At 73.0% G+C, this 15,733-nt stretch carries 12 protein-coding genes; all 12 read right to left on the bottom strand.

Translation table 11 applies throughout. The features are described from left to right. Positions 1 to 29: 29 nt before the first annotated feature. Positions 30 to 1,253: a cell division protein FtsZ gene (gene ftsZ / locus ACGLYG10_RS13495; protein WP_073333070.1), complete on the bottom strand. Its 1,224-nt coding sequence runs from the start codon at positions 1,251 to 1,253 to the stop codon at positions 30 to 32. A gap of 146 nt (positions 1,254 to 1,399) precedes the next feature. Then, the gene (locus tag ACGLYG10_RS13490) at positions 1,400 to 2,269 is read right to left on the bottom strand and encodes a cell division protein FtsQ/DivIB (RefSeq protein ID WP_139240997.1); all 870 of its coding nucleotides are present in this window, start codon (positions 2,267 to 2,269) and stop codon (positions 1,400 to 1,402) included. Beyond that, on the bottom strand, positions 2,266 to 3,795 hold the full coding sequence (gene murC, locus ACGLYG10_RS13485; RefSeq protein ID WP_432416231.1) for a UDP-N-acetylmuramate--L-alanine ligase: 1,530 nt from the start codon (positions 3,793 to 3,795) through the stop codon (positions 2,266 to 2,268). Before murC ends, ACGLYG10_RS13490 begins: the two co-directional genes overlap by 4 nt. Then, on the bottom strand, positions 3,792 to 5,033 hold the full coding sequence (locus ACGLYG10_RS13480; protein ID WP_073333068.1) for a UDP-N-acetylglucosamine--N-acetylmuramyl-(pentapeptide) pyrophosphoryl-undecaprenol N-acetylglucosamine transferase: 1,242 nt from the start codon (positions 5,031 to 5,033) through the stop codon (positions 3,792 to 3,794). The genes murC and ACGLYG10_RS13480 overlap by 4 nt, the downstream gene beginning before the upstream one ends. After that, entirely contained in the window at positions 5,026 to 6,315 is a 1,290-nt protein-coding gene (locus tag ACGLYG10_RS13475; protein ID WP_073333066.1) for a peptidoglycan glycosyltransferase FtsW, read from the bottom strand. The genes ACGLYG10_RS13480 and ACGLYG10_RS13475 overlap by 8 nt, the downstream gene beginning before the upstream one ends. Position 6,316: 1 nt before the next feature. Then, the gene (gene murD / locus ACGLYG10_RS13470; protein WP_073333065.1) at positions 6,317 to 7,840 is read right to left on the bottom strand and encodes a UDP-N-acetylmuramoyl-L-alanine--D-glutamate ligase; all 1,524 of its coding nucleotides are present in this window, start codon (positions 7,838 to 7,840) and stop codon (positions 6,317 to 6,319) included. 68 nt (positions 7,841 to 7,908) lie between these two features. After that, entirely contained in the window at positions 7,909 to 8,997 is a 1,089-nt protein-coding gene (gene mraY / locus ACGLYG10_RS13465; RefSeq protein ID WP_073333064.1) for a phospho-N-acetylmuramoyl-pentapeptide-transferase, read from the bottom strand. Next, positions 8,994 to 10,463, bottom strand: coding sequence for a UDP-N-acetylmuramoyl-tripeptide--D-alanyl-D-alanine ligase (locus ACGLYG10_RS13460; RefSeq protein WP_073333063.1), 1,470 nt, complete (start codon positions 10,461 to 10,463; stop codon positions 8,994 to 8,996). The genes mraY and ACGLYG10_RS13460 overlap by 4 nt, the downstream gene beginning before the upstream one ends. Beyond that, positions 10,460 to 12,082, bottom strand: coding sequence for a UDP-N-acetylmuramoyl-L-alanyl-D-glutamate--2,6-diaminopimelate ligase (locus ACGLYG10_RS13455; protein WP_073333062.1), 1,623 nt, complete (start codon positions 12,080 to 12,082; stop codon positions 10,460 to 10,462). Before ACGLYG10_RS13455 ends, ACGLYG10_RS13460 begins: the two co-directional genes overlap by 4 nt. A 73-nt stretch (positions 12,083 to 12,155) precedes the next feature. Continuing rightward, entirely contained in the window at positions 12,156 to 13,940 is a 1,785-nt protein-coding gene (locus ACGLYG10_RS13450; protein ID WP_073333267.1) for a peptidoglycan D,D-transpeptidase FtsI family protein, read from the bottom strand. A gap of 38 nt (positions 13,941 to 13,978) precedes the next feature. Continuing rightward, positions 13,979 to 14,449: a cell division protein FtsL gene (locus tag ACGLYG10_RS13445; protein WP_073333056.1), complete on the bottom strand. Its 471-nt coding sequence runs from the start codon at positions 14,447 to 14,449 to the stop codon at positions 13,979 to 13,981. Next, positions 14,446 to 15,531, bottom strand: a complete 1,086-nt coding sequence (gene rsmH, locus ACGLYG10_RS13440; protein WP_073333055.1) for a 16S rRNA (cytosine(1402)-N(4))-methyltransferase RsmH — start codon at positions 15,529 to 15,531, stop codon at positions 14,446 to 14,448. The genes ACGLYG10_RS13445 and rsmH overlap by 4 nt, the downstream gene beginning before the upstream one ends. Positions 15,532 to 15,733: the final 202 nt, after the last annotated feature.

Here is a 15,733-nt window from a genome sequence, read left to right as displayed (position 1 = left end):
GCATCCGCTACTGCCCCTTCCGCCACGGTTCAGCGCAGGAAGTCGGGCAGGTCGATGTCGTCCTTCTCGGCGTCCACGCCGATGACCCGAGGCACGGTCAGCTCCGGCTCCGCCTCGGGCTGGGAGTCGTCGACGTAGGTCGGCACCTCCGCCGTAGTGGGGGCGGGGACGGCCGGAACGGGGCGGGTGATCGGGTTCTCGGCCGCGTGGGCGCCGCGCGCCGGGGTGGCGGGGCTAGGGGCGGGGCGGGCCGTAGCGGCCGCGCGCGACAGAGGGGCCGCCGCGTCGGCAGCGGAGTCCGCGGGGCCCTCCTCGTCGAAGCCGGCGGCGATGACGGTGACGCGCACCTCGTCGCCAAGGGCGCCGTCGACCACGTTGCCGAAGATGATGTTGGCCTCGGGGTGGACCGCCTCGCGCACCAGGTTGGCCGCCTCGGAGATCTCGAACAGTCCCAGATCGCTGCCGCCCTGGAAGAAGAGCAGAACGCCGTGGGCGCCGTCGATGGAGGACTCGAGCAGCGGGGAGGCGATGGCCTGCTCGGTGGCGGTCAGGGCACGATCCTCGCCGGTGGCGGAGCCGATACCCATCAGGGCGCTGCCGGCGTCCTGCATGACGGACTTGACGTCGTTGAAGTCAACGTTGATCAGGCCGGGCGTGGTGATGAGTTCGGTAATGCCCTGGACACCCTGTAGCAGCACCTGGTCGGCCTGCTTGAAGGCGTCGACGACACTGATGTTGCGGTCGGCGATCTGCAGCAGCCGGTCGTTGGGGATGACGATGAGGGTGTCCACCTCGGCGCGCAGGTTGGTGACGCCGTCCTCGGCCTGCATGGCGCGCCGCCTCCCCTCGAAGGCGAAGGGCCGAGTGACCACGCCGATGGTCAGCGCGCCCAGGGAGCGGGCGATCTTGGCGACGATCGGGGCGGCACCGGTGCCGGTGCCGCCACCCTCGCCGGCGGTGACGAAGACCATGTCGGCGCCCTCGAGGGCCTCCTGGATGTCGTCCTCGTGGTCCTCGGCGGCCTTGCGGCCGATGGTCGGGTCGGCGCCGGCGCCGAGGCCGCGGGTGAGGTTGCGGCCGACGTCGAGCTTGGTGTCGGCGTCGGACATGAGCAGCGCCTGCGCGTCGGTATTGACGGCGATGAACTCGACGCCGCGCAAGCCGGCCTCGATCATGCGGTTGACGGCATTGACGCCGCCGCCGCCGACGCCCACCACCTTGATGACTGCTTGATAGTGCTGCGATTCCGCCACTGTCTGCCTCCGCGTTTGGTGCCGAGTCCAAGGACTCCCCTCAACCTTCAACCTGAAGTCGAGGTCTATACTTATGTCATTCTTCCGATGACGTGCCCAACGCTATGGGCCCCTGGCCCGCCGCAGGCGTATTTGAGTTCGGCGTGTCAGGAGGTGGTGGGACTGTGCGGACTGGACACGTCGTAGGTCTGCGCCTCCTGGTCGAGCAGCACCGCCAGCACCCGTGCCTTGAGCTCGTTGTCGGTGGACTGCCCCCACACCACGGTGGCGCCGCCGGTCAACGTCAAGGTCACCTGCCCGGTGTCCGAGACGGCGCCCTTGGCAACCTGTGCGCGTACGTCGGCGTCCAGGCTGCCGATCGCCTCGGTCACTGCCGAAACCTGTACCTCGGACAGCTCCTGCCCCGGCTGGGTCTGGATCACGGCCAGGTCGTCCGGCGCCTGCTCGACGGTCTCAAGGACCACGGCCTCACCATCGAGCACCTGGTATCCGGCATCCGTGGGCCGGGCGGCGACGGGCACCCGCAGGGTCAGCCGCACCGCCAGGCCGTGCGGCCAGGAGCGGGTCACCGCCGCCGACTTCACCCGCACCAGGGAGTCGGCAACCTCATCGCCCAAGGCGCCGACGTTCAGCCGCAGCAGGGACTGGCCGGCGTGGTCGGCGAGCGCCTGCTGCACCGCGGCGGCATCGACAGTGTCGTCGGCTCCCGTCACGGTGATGTCGGTGGTGCGCAGGGCCAGCAGCGGTGAGAACAGCGCCCCCCACCCCAGCAGGACCAAGGCCGCCACCAGGGCGACGGCACGCACCAGCCGACCGCGACGCAGCCGGCGGCGGGCGCGACGGCGCTCATCGAGCCGGTCGGTCAGCCCGGTGGACACGACCCGGTCGCGGTGCTCGCCCCGGACGGGAAGGGCGGGCCCGCCGTCATCGTGCACGCTCAATTCGGCCGCGGCCGAATCCGGCTCCGGTTCCGTTTCGGGGCCGCGCGGGCGCGGCGGGGTCGGCTTGCGCATCATGCCGAGGCGCTGCGCTCGGCGAGCGCCTCCAGGATGACGGGGCCCAGCCGAGTGACGTCACCCGCGCCGATGGTCAGGATCAGGTCGCCGGGTTGGGCGGCAGCCGCGGCCGCCCGGGCGGCGGCATACGGGTCGGCGATGTAGCGAGCGTCGCCCGGGGTGCGGTCGACGACGATCTGGCCGGTGACGTCGGGGAAGTCCGCCTGGGCCTCGCGGGCCGGGTAGATCGCGGTGACGATCACGCGGTCGGCGCCGGCCAGGGCCGCGCCGAAGCGGTCGGCGAAGTTGCGGGTGCGCGAGAACAGATGCGGCTGGAACAGGGCCACCACGCGCCCACCGCGGGCGTCGGCGACCTCACGTGCAGCCGCCAGCAGCGCCTCGATCTCGGTGGGATGGTGGGCGTAGTCATCGATGACGCGGACCCCGGCCGCCTCACCGCGATCCTCGAAGCGGCGCCCGGTGCCGCCGAATTCGCTCAGGGCACGAGCCATGGCCGTCGACTGCACGCCCAGCTCACAGCCGGCCTCCCACGCGGCGGCGGCGTCCAGGGCGACATGGTCGCCGGGAAGGGACAGTTCCAGCGACACCGGCTGCGAGCTCGGGCCGGAGCCCGCGGCGACGGCGTCGGCGTCCCAGCGGGTCAGGGATGCCTGCGTGCCGGTGGCGCTGCGGGCGATCACCTCCACGCGCACGTGGGCCGCACCCGGCACCGGGCCGCCGGGGATGTCCGCGGGGGTGGTGGTGCCGTAGGTGGTCACGCGGGTGCCGGCGGCGGCGGCCGTGCGGGCCAGGTCCAGGGCGCCGGGGTCGTCGGCGCAGGCGATCAGCAGTCCGCCGGGGACCAGGCGCGCGGCGAAGTCGACGAAGGCGGCGGCGAAGGCCTCCGGGGTGCCGTAGTTGTCGAGGTGGTCGGGCTCAATGTTGGTGACGATCTCGACGGTGGGGGCGTAGTTGAGGAAGGAGCGGTCGGACTCGTCGGCCTCGGCGACGAAGGCGGGCCCGGCCCCGTAGTGGGCGCCGGTGTGCAGGGAGCGGACCACTCCCCCGATCGCGAAGGAGGGGTCCTGCCCGGCGGTCGACAGCGCCTGGGCGAGCATGCCGGAGGTGGTGGTCTTGCCGTGGGCACCGGCGACGGCCACGAAATCGCGACCGCGGGCCGCCAGGGCGAGGGCCTGGGAGCGGTGGATGACCTCCTGGCCGCGTTCGCGGGCGGCGCGCAGCTCCGGGTTGGTCTCCTTGATGGCGGTGGACACCACCACGGTGGCGGCCTCCGGCACGTTGGCGGCGGCGTGGCCCAGGTGCACCTTCAGGCCCTGTTGACGCAGTTGCTCGTAGGCGTCGCCGCCGTGGGCGTCCGAGCCGGTCACGGCGGCGCCCCGCGCCGCCAGGATCTGAGCCACCACGCTCATGCCGGCGCCGCCCACGCCGATCAGGTGGAAGGCGTGACCGGCCAGATCCGTGGGCGCCTTGTCTGTGTGCGCCTGGTCCGCTCCGGCGGCGGGGTTGGACAGCTGTGGATTGGTCACTGGCCTGGCTCCTGGTTCTCGTCGGCCTGCGCCGTGCCGGGCACGCGGCCGGCGGCGGCGCGGATCAGCGCGGCCAGACGGGCGGCGCCGTCGCGCACCCCGGTGGAGGCGGCGGCAGCCGCGGCCTGGGCGCGGCGGGTCGGGTCGGTGAGCAGGCCGGTGAAGGCCAGCACGTCGTCACCGCTCAGGTCGGCGTCGTTAACCAGCGTCCCGCCGCCCGCGGCCACGCAGTCGGCGGCGTTCAGGCGCTGCTCCCCGTTGCCGATGGGCAGGGGAACGTAGAGGGCGGGCAGCCCCAGGGCGGTGAGCTCGGCGACGGTGCCGGCGCCGGAGCGGCAGATGACGCCGTCGGCGCACGCATAGGCCTGCTCCATGGTGGTGAGGTAGTCCAGCACGTGGTAGCGCTCCAACAGCCCGGGGGCGCCCGCCGCGGCCCGCTCCAGGGCGGCGCGCACCGGGGCGTCCTTCCCGCGGCCGGTCAGGTGCAGCACCTGCAGGTTCTCCGGCAGGCGGGCGGCGCAGTCGCACAGGACCTCGTTGAGGTGCTGTGCGCCCAGCGATCCGCCGGTGACCAGCAGGGTCGGGGCGGCCGGGTCCAGGCCGAGGGCGGCGGCACCCTCGCGGCGGACGGCGTCGGCATCGTCATTGAGGCGGGCGGCCAGGGCGCCGATGGCGGGGCGCAGCGGCAGGCCAGTGACCTCGGTGCGGCCGTGCGTGGCGGCCAGCGGGGTGGAGGCGAAGGTGAGGGCGACGGCGGCGGCCCAGCGGGCCCCGAGCCGGTTGGCCAGGCCGGGGCGGGCGTTCTGCTCGTGGATGACCACAGGCACGCCGGCGCTGCGGGCCGCCAGGTAGGCGGGGGTGGAGACGAATCCGCCGAAGCCGACCACGACGTCGGCACCAACCTGTGCGATGGCCTGGCCGGCGGCGTCGACGGCGCGGTGCAGGCGCCGTGGCAGCAGCAGCAGGTCGCCGGTGGGACGCCGCGGCATGGGCACGCGCGGCACATGGGCCAGGGGGTAGCCGGCCTCGGGGACGAGCCGTTCCTCCAGCCCCTCCTTGGTCCCCAGCACCAGGATGTCGGTGTCCGGGTCGCCGCCGCTGGTGTCGTCGCGCAGGGCGGCGGCCGTCGCCAGCAGGGGGTTGACGTGACCGGCGGTGCCGCCGCCGGCCAGCAGCACACGCAGTGGCCGGCCGGTGGGGCCGTCCGCGGCGGGTTCGGGGGTGGGAGTGTCAGACACGTTTCCTCCTGCGCGGGGCGATGACGGCCAGGGTACGGCGTACGGCGCCGCTGCGGGAGCGCAGCGCCTCGGGCGCGCCGGGCTCGTTGCGGGCGAAGGCGAGCAGCACCCCGACGGCGAACAGCACGGACACGAGCGCGGAGCCGCCCGCGCTGATCAGCGGCAGCGGCACGCCCAGCACGGGCAGCAGGCCGACCACCACGGACATGTTGATCAGGGCCTGGCCGACGATCCAGGTCATGATGCCACCGACGACCACGGCCGCGTACAGGGAGTCGGAGCGACGGATGATGCGCAGGCAGCACCAGCCGACCACGGCGAACAGGAGTATCACCAGCAGGGTTCCCACCAGTCCGAACTCCTCCCCGAGGACGGCGAAGATGTAGTCGGAGTCCGCCTGAGTCAGGTAGCCCCACTTCTGCCGGGAGGAGCCGGGACCCACCCCCCACCAGCCTCCGGTACCCAGGGCGTAGCGCCCGTGCAGGGGCTGGTAGCCGACGTCGAGGGGGTCGTAGCGCTCCGGATGCAGCCAGGCGAGGATGCGGGCGCGGCGGTTGGCGGACAGCATGGAGGCGCCCGCGAAGCCGACCATGCCCACCAGCCCCAGGGCGGCGAACCAGCGCCAGCCGAGTCCCCCCAGCCACAGGGCGCCGGCAACTAGGGCCGTCAGCACGATCACGGTGCCCAGGTCGCCACCGGCCATGACCAGGCCAATGCCGATGCCGGCGGGCAGCAGGATCCAGCCGCCAAAGCGCGCGAACTTGGGCCAGCTGTTCACGCCCCCCAGGAAGGCGTCCCGCCGGGCGGAGACCGTGGCGCCCAGGTACAGGCACAGCCCCAGCTTGATGAACTCCGAGGGCTGGGCGGTGCCCAGGCCGGCGGGCAGGGCGATCCAGTTCCGGTTCCCGTACACGTCGATGCCGATGCCGGGCACGAACACCAGCAGTTGCAGCGCGAAGGCTAGCAGCAGCGCGGGCCAGGCCAGGCGCTTGAGTGCCCGCAGCGGCAGCCGGGAGAGCACCACCATGCCCACCAGGCCGACGGCGGCGAACGCCAGGTATTTGGTGAAGGCGGTGAAGGCGTTGCCGCCCTCGGCGGCGGTGGTGACCGACTGCACCGAGAAGACCATGATGAGTCCGAACGCGAGCAGAGCCAGCGTGGCGATGAGCAGGGCGTAGTAGCTCAGGGTGCTGCCCTCGCCCTTGACCGGGCCGTCCTTGCCCCGCAGGCGGCGCCGGCGATCGGACCCACGGCGGCGGGGGGTGGGCTTGTCGGCGGCCATGTCAGTGCCGAACCTCGCCGTCGGCGGCCCGGGCGGCGGCCTGGGCGAACAGGTCACCGCGCTGGGCGTAGGAGTCGAACTGGTCCCAGGAGGCGCAGGCGGGCGCAAGCATGACGGTGTCGCCCGGGCGGGCCAGGGCGGCGGCCGCGGCCACCGCGGCGTCGGTGACGTCCTGGGGGTTCCCGTCCGGGATCGTGGTCACGGGCAGGCCCGGAGCCTGGCGGGCCAACGCCCCCGCCACGGCGCGCTGGTCCCGACCGATCACGACGGCGCCGCGCAGGTGCGGACGGACCGCGCGCACGAGCTCGTCGAAGCTGGCGCCCTTGGTGTCACCACCGACGATCCACACGCCGGTGCCGGGCGGCAGGGCGGTCAGGGCGGCCTGGGCGGAGTGGGGGTTGGTGGCCTTGGAGTCGTCGATCCAGGTAACGCCACCGGCCTCGGCGACGGTGACGATGCGGTGAGCGCCCGGCTGGTAGGCGCGCAGGCCGCGGGCGATTGCGGTCGGGTCGGCGGCGACGGCGTCGGTGGCCAGGGCCAGGGCGGCGGCGGCCAGGGCGTCGGCGACGACGTGGGCGGGCAGGCGGGTGGCGTCGCCGCCGGGGGCCAGGTGGGCCAGGTCGTCCAGGGTGGCGAGCTGGGCCCCGCTGCGGCGCCGGTCGGGGTGGTAGGCGCGGTCTATGAGCAGGTCCTCCACGCAGCCGATCTGCCCGAGGGCGGGGATGGCGGTGGTGAAGCCGATGGCGCGGCAGCCCTCGGCCACATCGGCGTCCTCCACCATGGTCAGGGTGGCGGCGTCGGCGGTGTTGTAGACGGCGGCCCGGCGGGTGCGGGCGTAGACGCGGGCCTTGTCTGCCCGGTAGGCGTCCAGGGAGCCGTGCCAGTCCAGGTGGTCGGGGGCGAGGTTGAGGCAGGCCGCGGCCAGCGGCCTGAGGGTGTGGGTGGAGTGCAGCTGGAAGCTCGACAGTTCCACGGCCAGGGCGTCCGCCCTCCCGGCGGCGACGGTGGTGATGACGGGGTCGCCGATATTGCCGACCGCGGACGCGTTCAAGCCGGCGGCCGTAAGGATCTGCGCGAGCATGCCGACGGTGGTGGTCTTGCCGTCGGTGCCGGTGACGGCCAGCCAGGGCACGTCGGGGCGGGCGGAGGCGCGCTGGAGGCGCCAGGCCAGCTCAATCTCGCTCCAGGTCTCGATGTGGGCGGCGCGGGCGGCGGCCAGGACGGGGCCGGTGGCGGGCACACCCGGTGAGACCACCAGCAGGCGCAGGTCGGAGTCCGCGACGGCGGCGGCGATGTGCGCGTCGTCGCCGGCGGTGGCGCCGGCCAGGCCGGCGGCCGTGTCGGCACCGAGCGCATCCGGCAGGGCGTCGATGGCGCCGGGGCGGGAGTCGAATACGGACACGCGGGCGCCCAGGCCGGTCAGTACGTCGACGACGGCGAGTCCGGTGCGGCCGAGCCCGACCACGCCCACGCGCGCCCCGGCGAGTGCCGCGACCCCGGTGCTGCTGGAGATGTCTGCTTGCATGACCTCTGCTTCACGTTTCGGCTACTTGGGCCGCGGGCTGGCCGCGGCGGCGGGCGCACGGCAGGTTTTCAGGACACCAGGTATTCGGCGTAGAACAGGCCCAGGCCGAGTACCACGAACACGCCGGTGACGATCCAGAAGCGGATCACCACGTTGACCTCGGTCCAGCCGCCCAGCTCGAAGTGGTGGTGCAGCGGGGCCATGCGGAACACGCGTTTGCCCGTGGACTTGAAGGAGACCACCTGGACGATGTCGCTGACGACCTCGGCCACGAACAGTCCGCCGATGAGCACCGCCAGGAACTCCGTGCGGGTGAGGATGGACAGCCCGGCCACGGCGCCGCCCAGCGCGAGGGAACCGGTGTCGCCCATGAAGATCTTCGCCGGCGAGGCGTTCCACCACAGGAAGCCGAAGCAGGCGCCCATGAGTCCGGCGGCGATCATGGCCATGTCACGCGGGTCCCGGGTCTGATAGCACAGGGTGGCGACCACGTCGCCGTGCCCGTAGGTGCAGGACTGGTTGGTCTGCCACACGCCAATGAGGGTGTAGGCGGCGAACACCATGGCGGAGGAGCCGGCGGCCAGGCCGTCCAGCCCGTCGGTGAGGTTGACGGCGTTGGACCAGGCGGTGATCAGGAAGTTCGACCAGATGGTGAACAGGATGATGCCGCCGACGGCGCCGGCGAAGGCGAGATCCAGATTCGAGTCGCGGGCGAAGGAAATGCGCGTGGAGGCGGGGGTGAGCCCGTTGCGGTTGGCGAAGTTCAGGGCGGCTACCGAGAAGGTGATGCCGATGAAGGCCTGGCCGAGAATCTTCTGCCAGGGGCTCAGGCCCAGGGAGCGCTGCTTGGAGATCTTGGCGAAGTCGTCCAGGAAGCCGATCAGTCCCAGCCCCACGATCAGGAACAGCAGCAGCACACCGCTCGCGCGCGGCGTGCGCAGTTCACTGAGGTTGGCCGCCGCGTAGCCGAGCACGGTGGCGATGATGATGACCAGTCCCCCCATGGTGGGGGTGCCGCGCTTGGTGAAGTGGCCCTGTGGGCCGTCCTGCCGGATGAACTGCCCGTACTCGCGCTTGTGCAGGAAGCGGATGAGCACGGGGGTGCCGAACAGGGTGATCAGCAGGCCGACCGCCGCGGACACGAGGATTGCTGTCATTGGGCGTGCATCTCCTTGAGACTGTCTCGGAGGTGGTCGGCCAGGCGCCACGCGCCCGACCCGTTGGATCCCTTTACCAGGACGGCGTCGCCGTCGCGCAGCGGGCCGTCGGGGGCATCCAGGGCCGCCTGGGCGGCATCGGCGTCGGGCATCTCCAGCACCGTTACGCCTGCGGCTCGGGCGGATACCGCGGCCGGCGCGGCGCCGGCGCCGACGGTGATCAGCAGGCCGACACCGGCCTGGGCGGCCAGCTGTCCGGTGCGGACGTGGTCGGCCACGGACGCGGCCCCCAGCTCCAGCATCTCGGAGATGATGGCGACTCGCCGGCGGCCGCCGGCCAACGTGGCCAGGGAGTCGAAGGCGGACGTCATGGAATCGATGTTGGCGTTGTACGCGTCGTCGATCAGCAGCACGTCCCGCCCCAGGTGGTTCACGTCCATGCGGTGGGGACTCTCCAGGCGGGCGGCGCCGAGGTCGGCGGCGACTGCGGCCGGGTCGGCGCCGGCGGCCACGGCCAGGCCGGCGGCGGCCAGGGCGTTGGCCACGTTGTGGGCGCCGGGGACGGCCAGGCGGACGCGGCGGGGGGCGATCCCCGGCAGGTGCAGCTCGAAGCCGGCGTGGGCATCCGCGTCCAATTCAACCGCGGTGGCGCGGATATCCGCCTCGGGGGCGCCGGCGGCGGAGAAGGTGAGCACCGCGGGGGCGAGCTCGGCCATGGCGGCGGCGCGGGCGTCGTCGTGGTTGAGCACGGCGGTGCCGGTGGGCAAAAGCCCGCGCACGATCTCCGCCTTGGCGCGGGCCACGCCGTCGATCGAGCCGAAGCCCTCCATGTGGGCGTGACCGACCATGAGCACGGCGGCGGCGTCCAGCGGCGCGATGTCGGTCAGGTAGGTGATGTGACCGGGTCCGGAGGCGCCCATCTCCAACACCAGGTAGCGGGTGTCGGCGTCGGCCTCCAGGACGGTGAGCGGCAGGCCGATCTCATTGTTGAAGGAGGCGATCGGGGCGACGGTGGGGCCCTGGGCGGCGAGCAGCTGCCGGGTCAGGTCCTTGGTGGTGGTCTTGCCGACCGAGCCGGTGACGGCCACGACGGTCAGCGCCTGGCCGCGCTGCACGGCCCGGTGGCGCAGGTCGGCCAGGTGCCCGCGGGCCAGTGCCCCGAGCGCGGTCACCGTGTCCGGAACCGCGATCAGCGGCAGGCGGGCACCGGCATCGGCCAGGGCGGCACGGGCGGCGTCCACGTCGCTGACGAGTGCGGCGGCGGCCCCGGCGACGGCTGCGGTGCCGACGTGGGCGTGCCCGTCGGTGCGCTCACCGGCGAGGGCGACGAACAGGGTGCCGGGCGCGGCCCGGCGGGAGTCCGTCACCACCGCGGACACGGTCGCCCCCGGTGCGGGAACGGCCTCGGCGTCCACCAGGGTGCCGCCGGTGAGGGCGACAACCTCGGTCAGGGGGCGGTCAATCATGCGGGCTCTCCCCACTTGTCCAGGACCGCCTCGCGCATGACGGGCGCGTCGTTGTAGCGGATGAACTCGTCGGCGATCTCCAGGAAGGGCTCATGCCCCTTGCCGGTGACGATGACGGTGTCCTGGGGGCCGCACAGCTCGACTCCGCGGCGCACGGCGTCACCCCGCCAGGTGGTGATCTCCTCCACGTCGTGCAGGTCGGGACGAACCTTGCGCACGCCGGCGAGGATCGCGTCGCGGATGGACTGCGGGTCCTCGCTGCGGGGGTTCTCGTCGGTGACCACCAGCACGTCGGCGAGCCGGGCGCAGACCTCCCCGAGCATGGGCCGCTTGCCGCGGTCGCGGTCGCCGTCGGAGCCGAAGACCACGATCAGGCGGCCGGGGGTGATCTGGCGGACGGCCCGGAGGGTCAGCTCCATGGCGTCGGGGGTATGGGCGAAGTCGACGATGCAGGTGCCGCGCACGCCGTCGCGCTGGCTGATGCGCTGCATACGGCCGGGGATGTTGTGGGCGGTGGCCAGCGCGGCCACGGCGGTCTCGGCCGGGACGCCGGCGCGGATGGCCATCACCAGGGCGAGCGCGGCGTTTTGGACGTTGACGAGGCCGGGCAGGGGGCAGGAGGCGGCGATGGCCTGCCCGTCCGGGCCGTGCAGAGTGAAGGTGGTGGCGGAGTCGGTCATGGAGACCGCCGCGTCGCTGACCCACCAGTCGGCGCCGGCGGCATCCCGCCCCCCGGGGGCGGCGTAAGCGCGCACCCGGTCGACCGGGACCTGCCCGGCGACGGCGATGCGCTCGGCCAGCTGGGCGCCCCACTCGTCGTCGACGCAGATCACGGCGCGGCGGGCGTGCTCGGGCGTGAACAGCCGTGCCTTGGCGTCCAGGTACTCCGGCATGGTCTTGTGGAAGTCCAGGTGGTCGCGCTGCAGGTTGGTGAAACCGGCGACATCCACCACCATCCCGTCCAGGCGGTGCAGCACGATGGCGTGGCTGGAGGCCTCCAGGCTGGCGGCACCCACGCCCTCCTCCACCGCCAGGGCGAGCATGCGCTGCAGCACCGGCGCCTCCACGGTGGTGCGCGGGGACTCGACCGCGATGTCACCCACCCGCAGTTGGACGGTCCCGGCGATCATGCAGGCGCCCCAGTGAGCCGTCAGCATGGCGTCGAGGAAGTAGGAGGTGGTGGTCTTGCCATTCGTACCGGTGACCGCGGTGGTCAGTAGCCGCTCCGCCGGGTGGTGGTAGACGGCGGCGGCGAGCGGGCCGACGACGGCGCGCGGATCGGGGTGGGTGAGCACGGGGGTGCCGGGGCAGTTGGCGTGCACCATGGCCGCGCCGTCCGGGTCGGTCAGGACGGCCACGGCTCCGGCGGCAACGGCCTCGGGGGCGTAGGCGGCCCCGTGGGTCTTGAATCCGGGCAGGGCGGTGAACAGTTCGCCGGCGACCACGTCACCGGAGTCGACGCTGACGCCGCTGACCTCCAGTCCCTCCACGGCGTCGACGACGCCGTCCTCACGCCGGGCGGGGGTCAGCGCGAAGTCCCGGGCGAGGTCGCTCAGGGGCGTGGGCGCGCACCGGTGTGGGCGCAGCCGTGCGGCCGACTCGTAGGCGTGGTTGCTCATAGGTCCCCAATCTATCGTGGCAGGACGGTCGCAGCCGCCAGGCGCGGGGCGGCGGCTGCCAGGACGAGGGTACTCATCCTTCCTCGTCTGCGCTTTCGGACTGTGCGGCCTCGACTGCCGCGTCCGTCTCGGCGGCGGCCTGGGCGGCGATGACGCTGGGGTCCGGGGCGATCCCCAGGGAGTGCATCGCAGCCAGGGCGACCTTGCGGAACACGGGGGCGGACACGGTGCCGCCGTAGGTGTCGCGGGGGCGGTAAACGATGACGGCGACCGCGATGGCCGGGTCGCGTGCGGGCGTGAAGCCGACGAAGGAGGCGACCGTGCCGTCCTCGGTGAGGATCTCGGTGGTACCGGTCTTGCCGGCCACCAGGTAGCCGTCGATGGAGGCGGCTTCGGCGGTGCCGCCGTCCTGGGTGACGCCGATGAGCATCTCGGTGAGCGCCTCGGCGGTGGCCTCGCTGATGACCCGCTCCCCCGCGGGGATCTCCTGGGGGGTCTCGTTGCCGTCGGCGTCGATCCAGGCGTCCACGACGCGCGGGGGTACCCGCATGCCCTTGTTGGCCACGGTGGCGAGCACCTGGGCGGCCTGCAGGGCGGTGCCGGCGATGCCCTGGCCGAACATGGTGGTGTAGCGGGTGCGGTCGTCCCAGTCGGCGGCCGCGGCGACCATGCCGGCGGACTCGGCGGGCATCTCGATGCCGGTCAGCGCACCGAAGCCGAAGCGCTTGAGGTAGTCGTGGCGCACGGCGTCGTCGAGCTGCTCGCCGATCTGGACGGTGCCGACGTTGGAGGATTCGGCCAGCACTCCGGCGGAGGTGAGGGTCTGCGTCTCGTGGTAGTGGGAGTCGTGGAAGGACTGCCCGTTGGCGGCGGTCCAGTTGTAGGGAACCGTCCAGGTGTCCTCCGGGGTCATGGTGCCCTCCTCGAGCGCTGCCGCGAAGGTGATTACCTTGCCGACGCTGCCGGGCTCGAAGATGGCCTGGACGGAGCGCGCGTTGCGGGACGACTCCGGCGTCTCCGACGGCTTGGCGGGGTTGACGGCGTCGGAGTCGGCGAGCACGAGCAGCTTGCCGGTGGCCGGTTCCATCACCACCACACAGCCCCAGTCGGCGCCCTGGGCGTCGACGACCTCGTCGATGGCCTCCTGGGCCACGGCCTGCAGGTCGGGGTTGATGGTCATGCGCACGCTGTCGCCCGCGACGGCCGGCACCTCTTTCTGCTCGCCGGTGGGGATGATGGCGCCCGACTTGCCGACCTCCACCCGTCCCTGGCCATCGACGCCGGTCAGGACGTCGTTCTGCGTCAGTTCCAGGCCGGCGGAGCCGATGAGCGTGCGCCCGGTCCCCTCGTAGGTGTAGCCCAGGACGTTCCCGGCCACCGAGCCGGCCGGGTAGGTGCGCCGGGTGCGCTGGTCCGGTTCCACGCCGGGGATCGCCAGGGCGTTGACACGCCGCCAGGTGTCCGGGGCGACGGCCTCGGCGACGACGACGTAGGTGGACTCCCCCACCATCTTGGCGCCGAGCTCCTGGGCGTCCACGCCCAGAATCTCGGCCATCTGCTCGGCGGCGGCGGCGGCCCCGTGACCGACGACGACGCTGCGGACCTCCCCGGTGGCGGGGTCGGTGCGTTCTTCACTGCGCTCGTACTGGGCGACCTTGACCTGGTTGACGCCGATGTCGTAGGAGACGGCGGAGGAGGCCAGCACCGTGCCATCGCGGCCGAGGATGTCGCCGCGTGGCGCCCGGTTGGTCCAGGCGACGGTGCGCTCGTCCTTCGCCTTGGTGGCGAGGTCGGCCCCCTCCACCACCTGCAGCCAGGCGGTTCTGCCCGCCAGGGCGCCGAATCCTGCCAACCCCATGAGTTGCAGCACGCGGCGTCGGCTCGGGTTGACCGGGTTCACTGGGCGTCGTCCGCCTCGGCGGCGCTGCCGCCCGCCAGGGTGGAGTCCGCCAGGTCGACGACACCGGGGGCGGCGGCCGGAACCATGCCCAGCTCCGCGGCTCGAGCGGCCAGCGTGTCGGCGGCGGAGGCCTCTTGCACGTCGGCCCGCACGGTCTCGATGTGGTCGTTGAGCACGTTCAACTCCACCTGCGCCGTCTTCATCTTGTAGGCCGTGTCCGCCATGCGCGCGTTCAGCAGCATGCTGGAGACCAGCGCACAGGCGAGTATGCCGATGACCAGGACCAGGAAGGGCAGGGTGCGCCGGGAGGGGACAACGCCGCGCACCACGCGCAGTTCCGGCCGCGCGGAGCTCTCGCCCACCGGGCGCGAGGCGGGGCGGCGCGCGGCCCGAGCGGTCGCGCCGTCGGTGAGCGCACGCCAGGACGGATTGGCCGCGGCGCTGCGTTGAGCGTTGACAGTGGTCATCGGCGGTTCCTTCCTCGAGTCTTTGCGGCGGTAGTGGAGTCGGCGGGGTAAGGGGCGGGGGCCTCGGCGACGGGCCGGATGCGGGTGGCGGCCCGCAGGCGCACCGAGGCGCTGCGCGAATTGGCGTCCCGCTCGGCGGCATCCGCTTGCTCGGCGCCGCGAGTGACCAGCTCCAGGTAGGGTTCCAGTCCCTCCGGGACGACGGGCAGGTCGGCGGGCGCACCAGGGGAGGCGCCGGCGGCCAGGGCCTGTTTGACGATGCGGTCCTCCAGGCTCTGGTAGGACTCGACGACGATGCGCCCGCCCACCCGCAGCGAGTTGAGGGCTCGCGGCAGGGCGCGCTGCAGCAGCTCAAGTTCACCGTTGACGGCGATGCGCAGCGCCTGAAAGGTGCGTTTGGCGGGGTTCCCGCCCCGGCGGCGCGCGGCGGCGGGAATGGCCTCACGTACCAGCTCGGTCAGCTCGGCCGTGGTGGTGACGGGCCGGCCGGCGCGGCGGCGGCGCACGATGGCGGCCGCGATGCGCGGGGCGAAGCGTTCCTCGCCGTAGGTGCGCAGGATGCGGGTCAACTCGCGCTCGTCGGCGCCGTCGAGCAGCTCCTGAGCGGTGCGTCCACCGGTCTGGTCCATGCGCATGTCCAGTGGGGCGGGCTGGGCGTAGGAGAAGCCGCGGTCGGCGTCGTCGAGCTGGAGGGAGGAGACCCCCAGGTCCATGAGGATGGCGTCGACGGTGCGGTCGGGACGGCGGGAGGCGTCGCGGGCAACGGCGTCGACGGCGTCGTAGGTGGCCTGCACCGCGCGGAAGCGGTCCCCGAAGCGGGCCAGGCGGGCGCCGGCCAGGGCGATGGCCTGGGGATCGCGGTCGATGCCGACCACGGTGAGGTCGGTGAAGCGCTCGAGGGCGGCCTCGGTGTGTCCGCCCATGCCGAGCGTGCAATCGATCATGACGGGTGCGGCGACTTCCAGGGCCGGGGCGAGCAGGTCCAGACAGCGCTCCAGGAGGACGGGCGTGTGGCGGCCGGCGGCGTCGGCGGGGGCCGGCTGCGCGACAGCCGGCGTTTGCGCGGCGGGGGCGTCGCTCACGGGTGTCCTCCTCTCCTGGTTCGGATTGCCACGACGTCGGCATTGCGACGTGCGGGGTACTCGGGTGCTGTTGGGCGTGGGGGCCGCCGGTGGCGCCGCTCTGCCAGGACTCCTCCCGCGGGTTCCGGCGCCGGGGAAGAGGCGTCGGACGCTGCGGCGGGCGGAGACCTCACGGAACGGAACCGTTGCCGGTGGACTTCCG

This window comes from Actinomyces glycerinitolerans (assembly GCF_900098745.1).
Taxonomy (GTDB): domain Bacteria; phylum Actinomycetota; class Actinomycetes; order Actinomycetales; family Actinomycetaceae; genus Actinomyces; species Actinomyces glycerinitolerans.
This window is presented reverse-complemented; position numbering and strand designations above follow the sequence as displayed.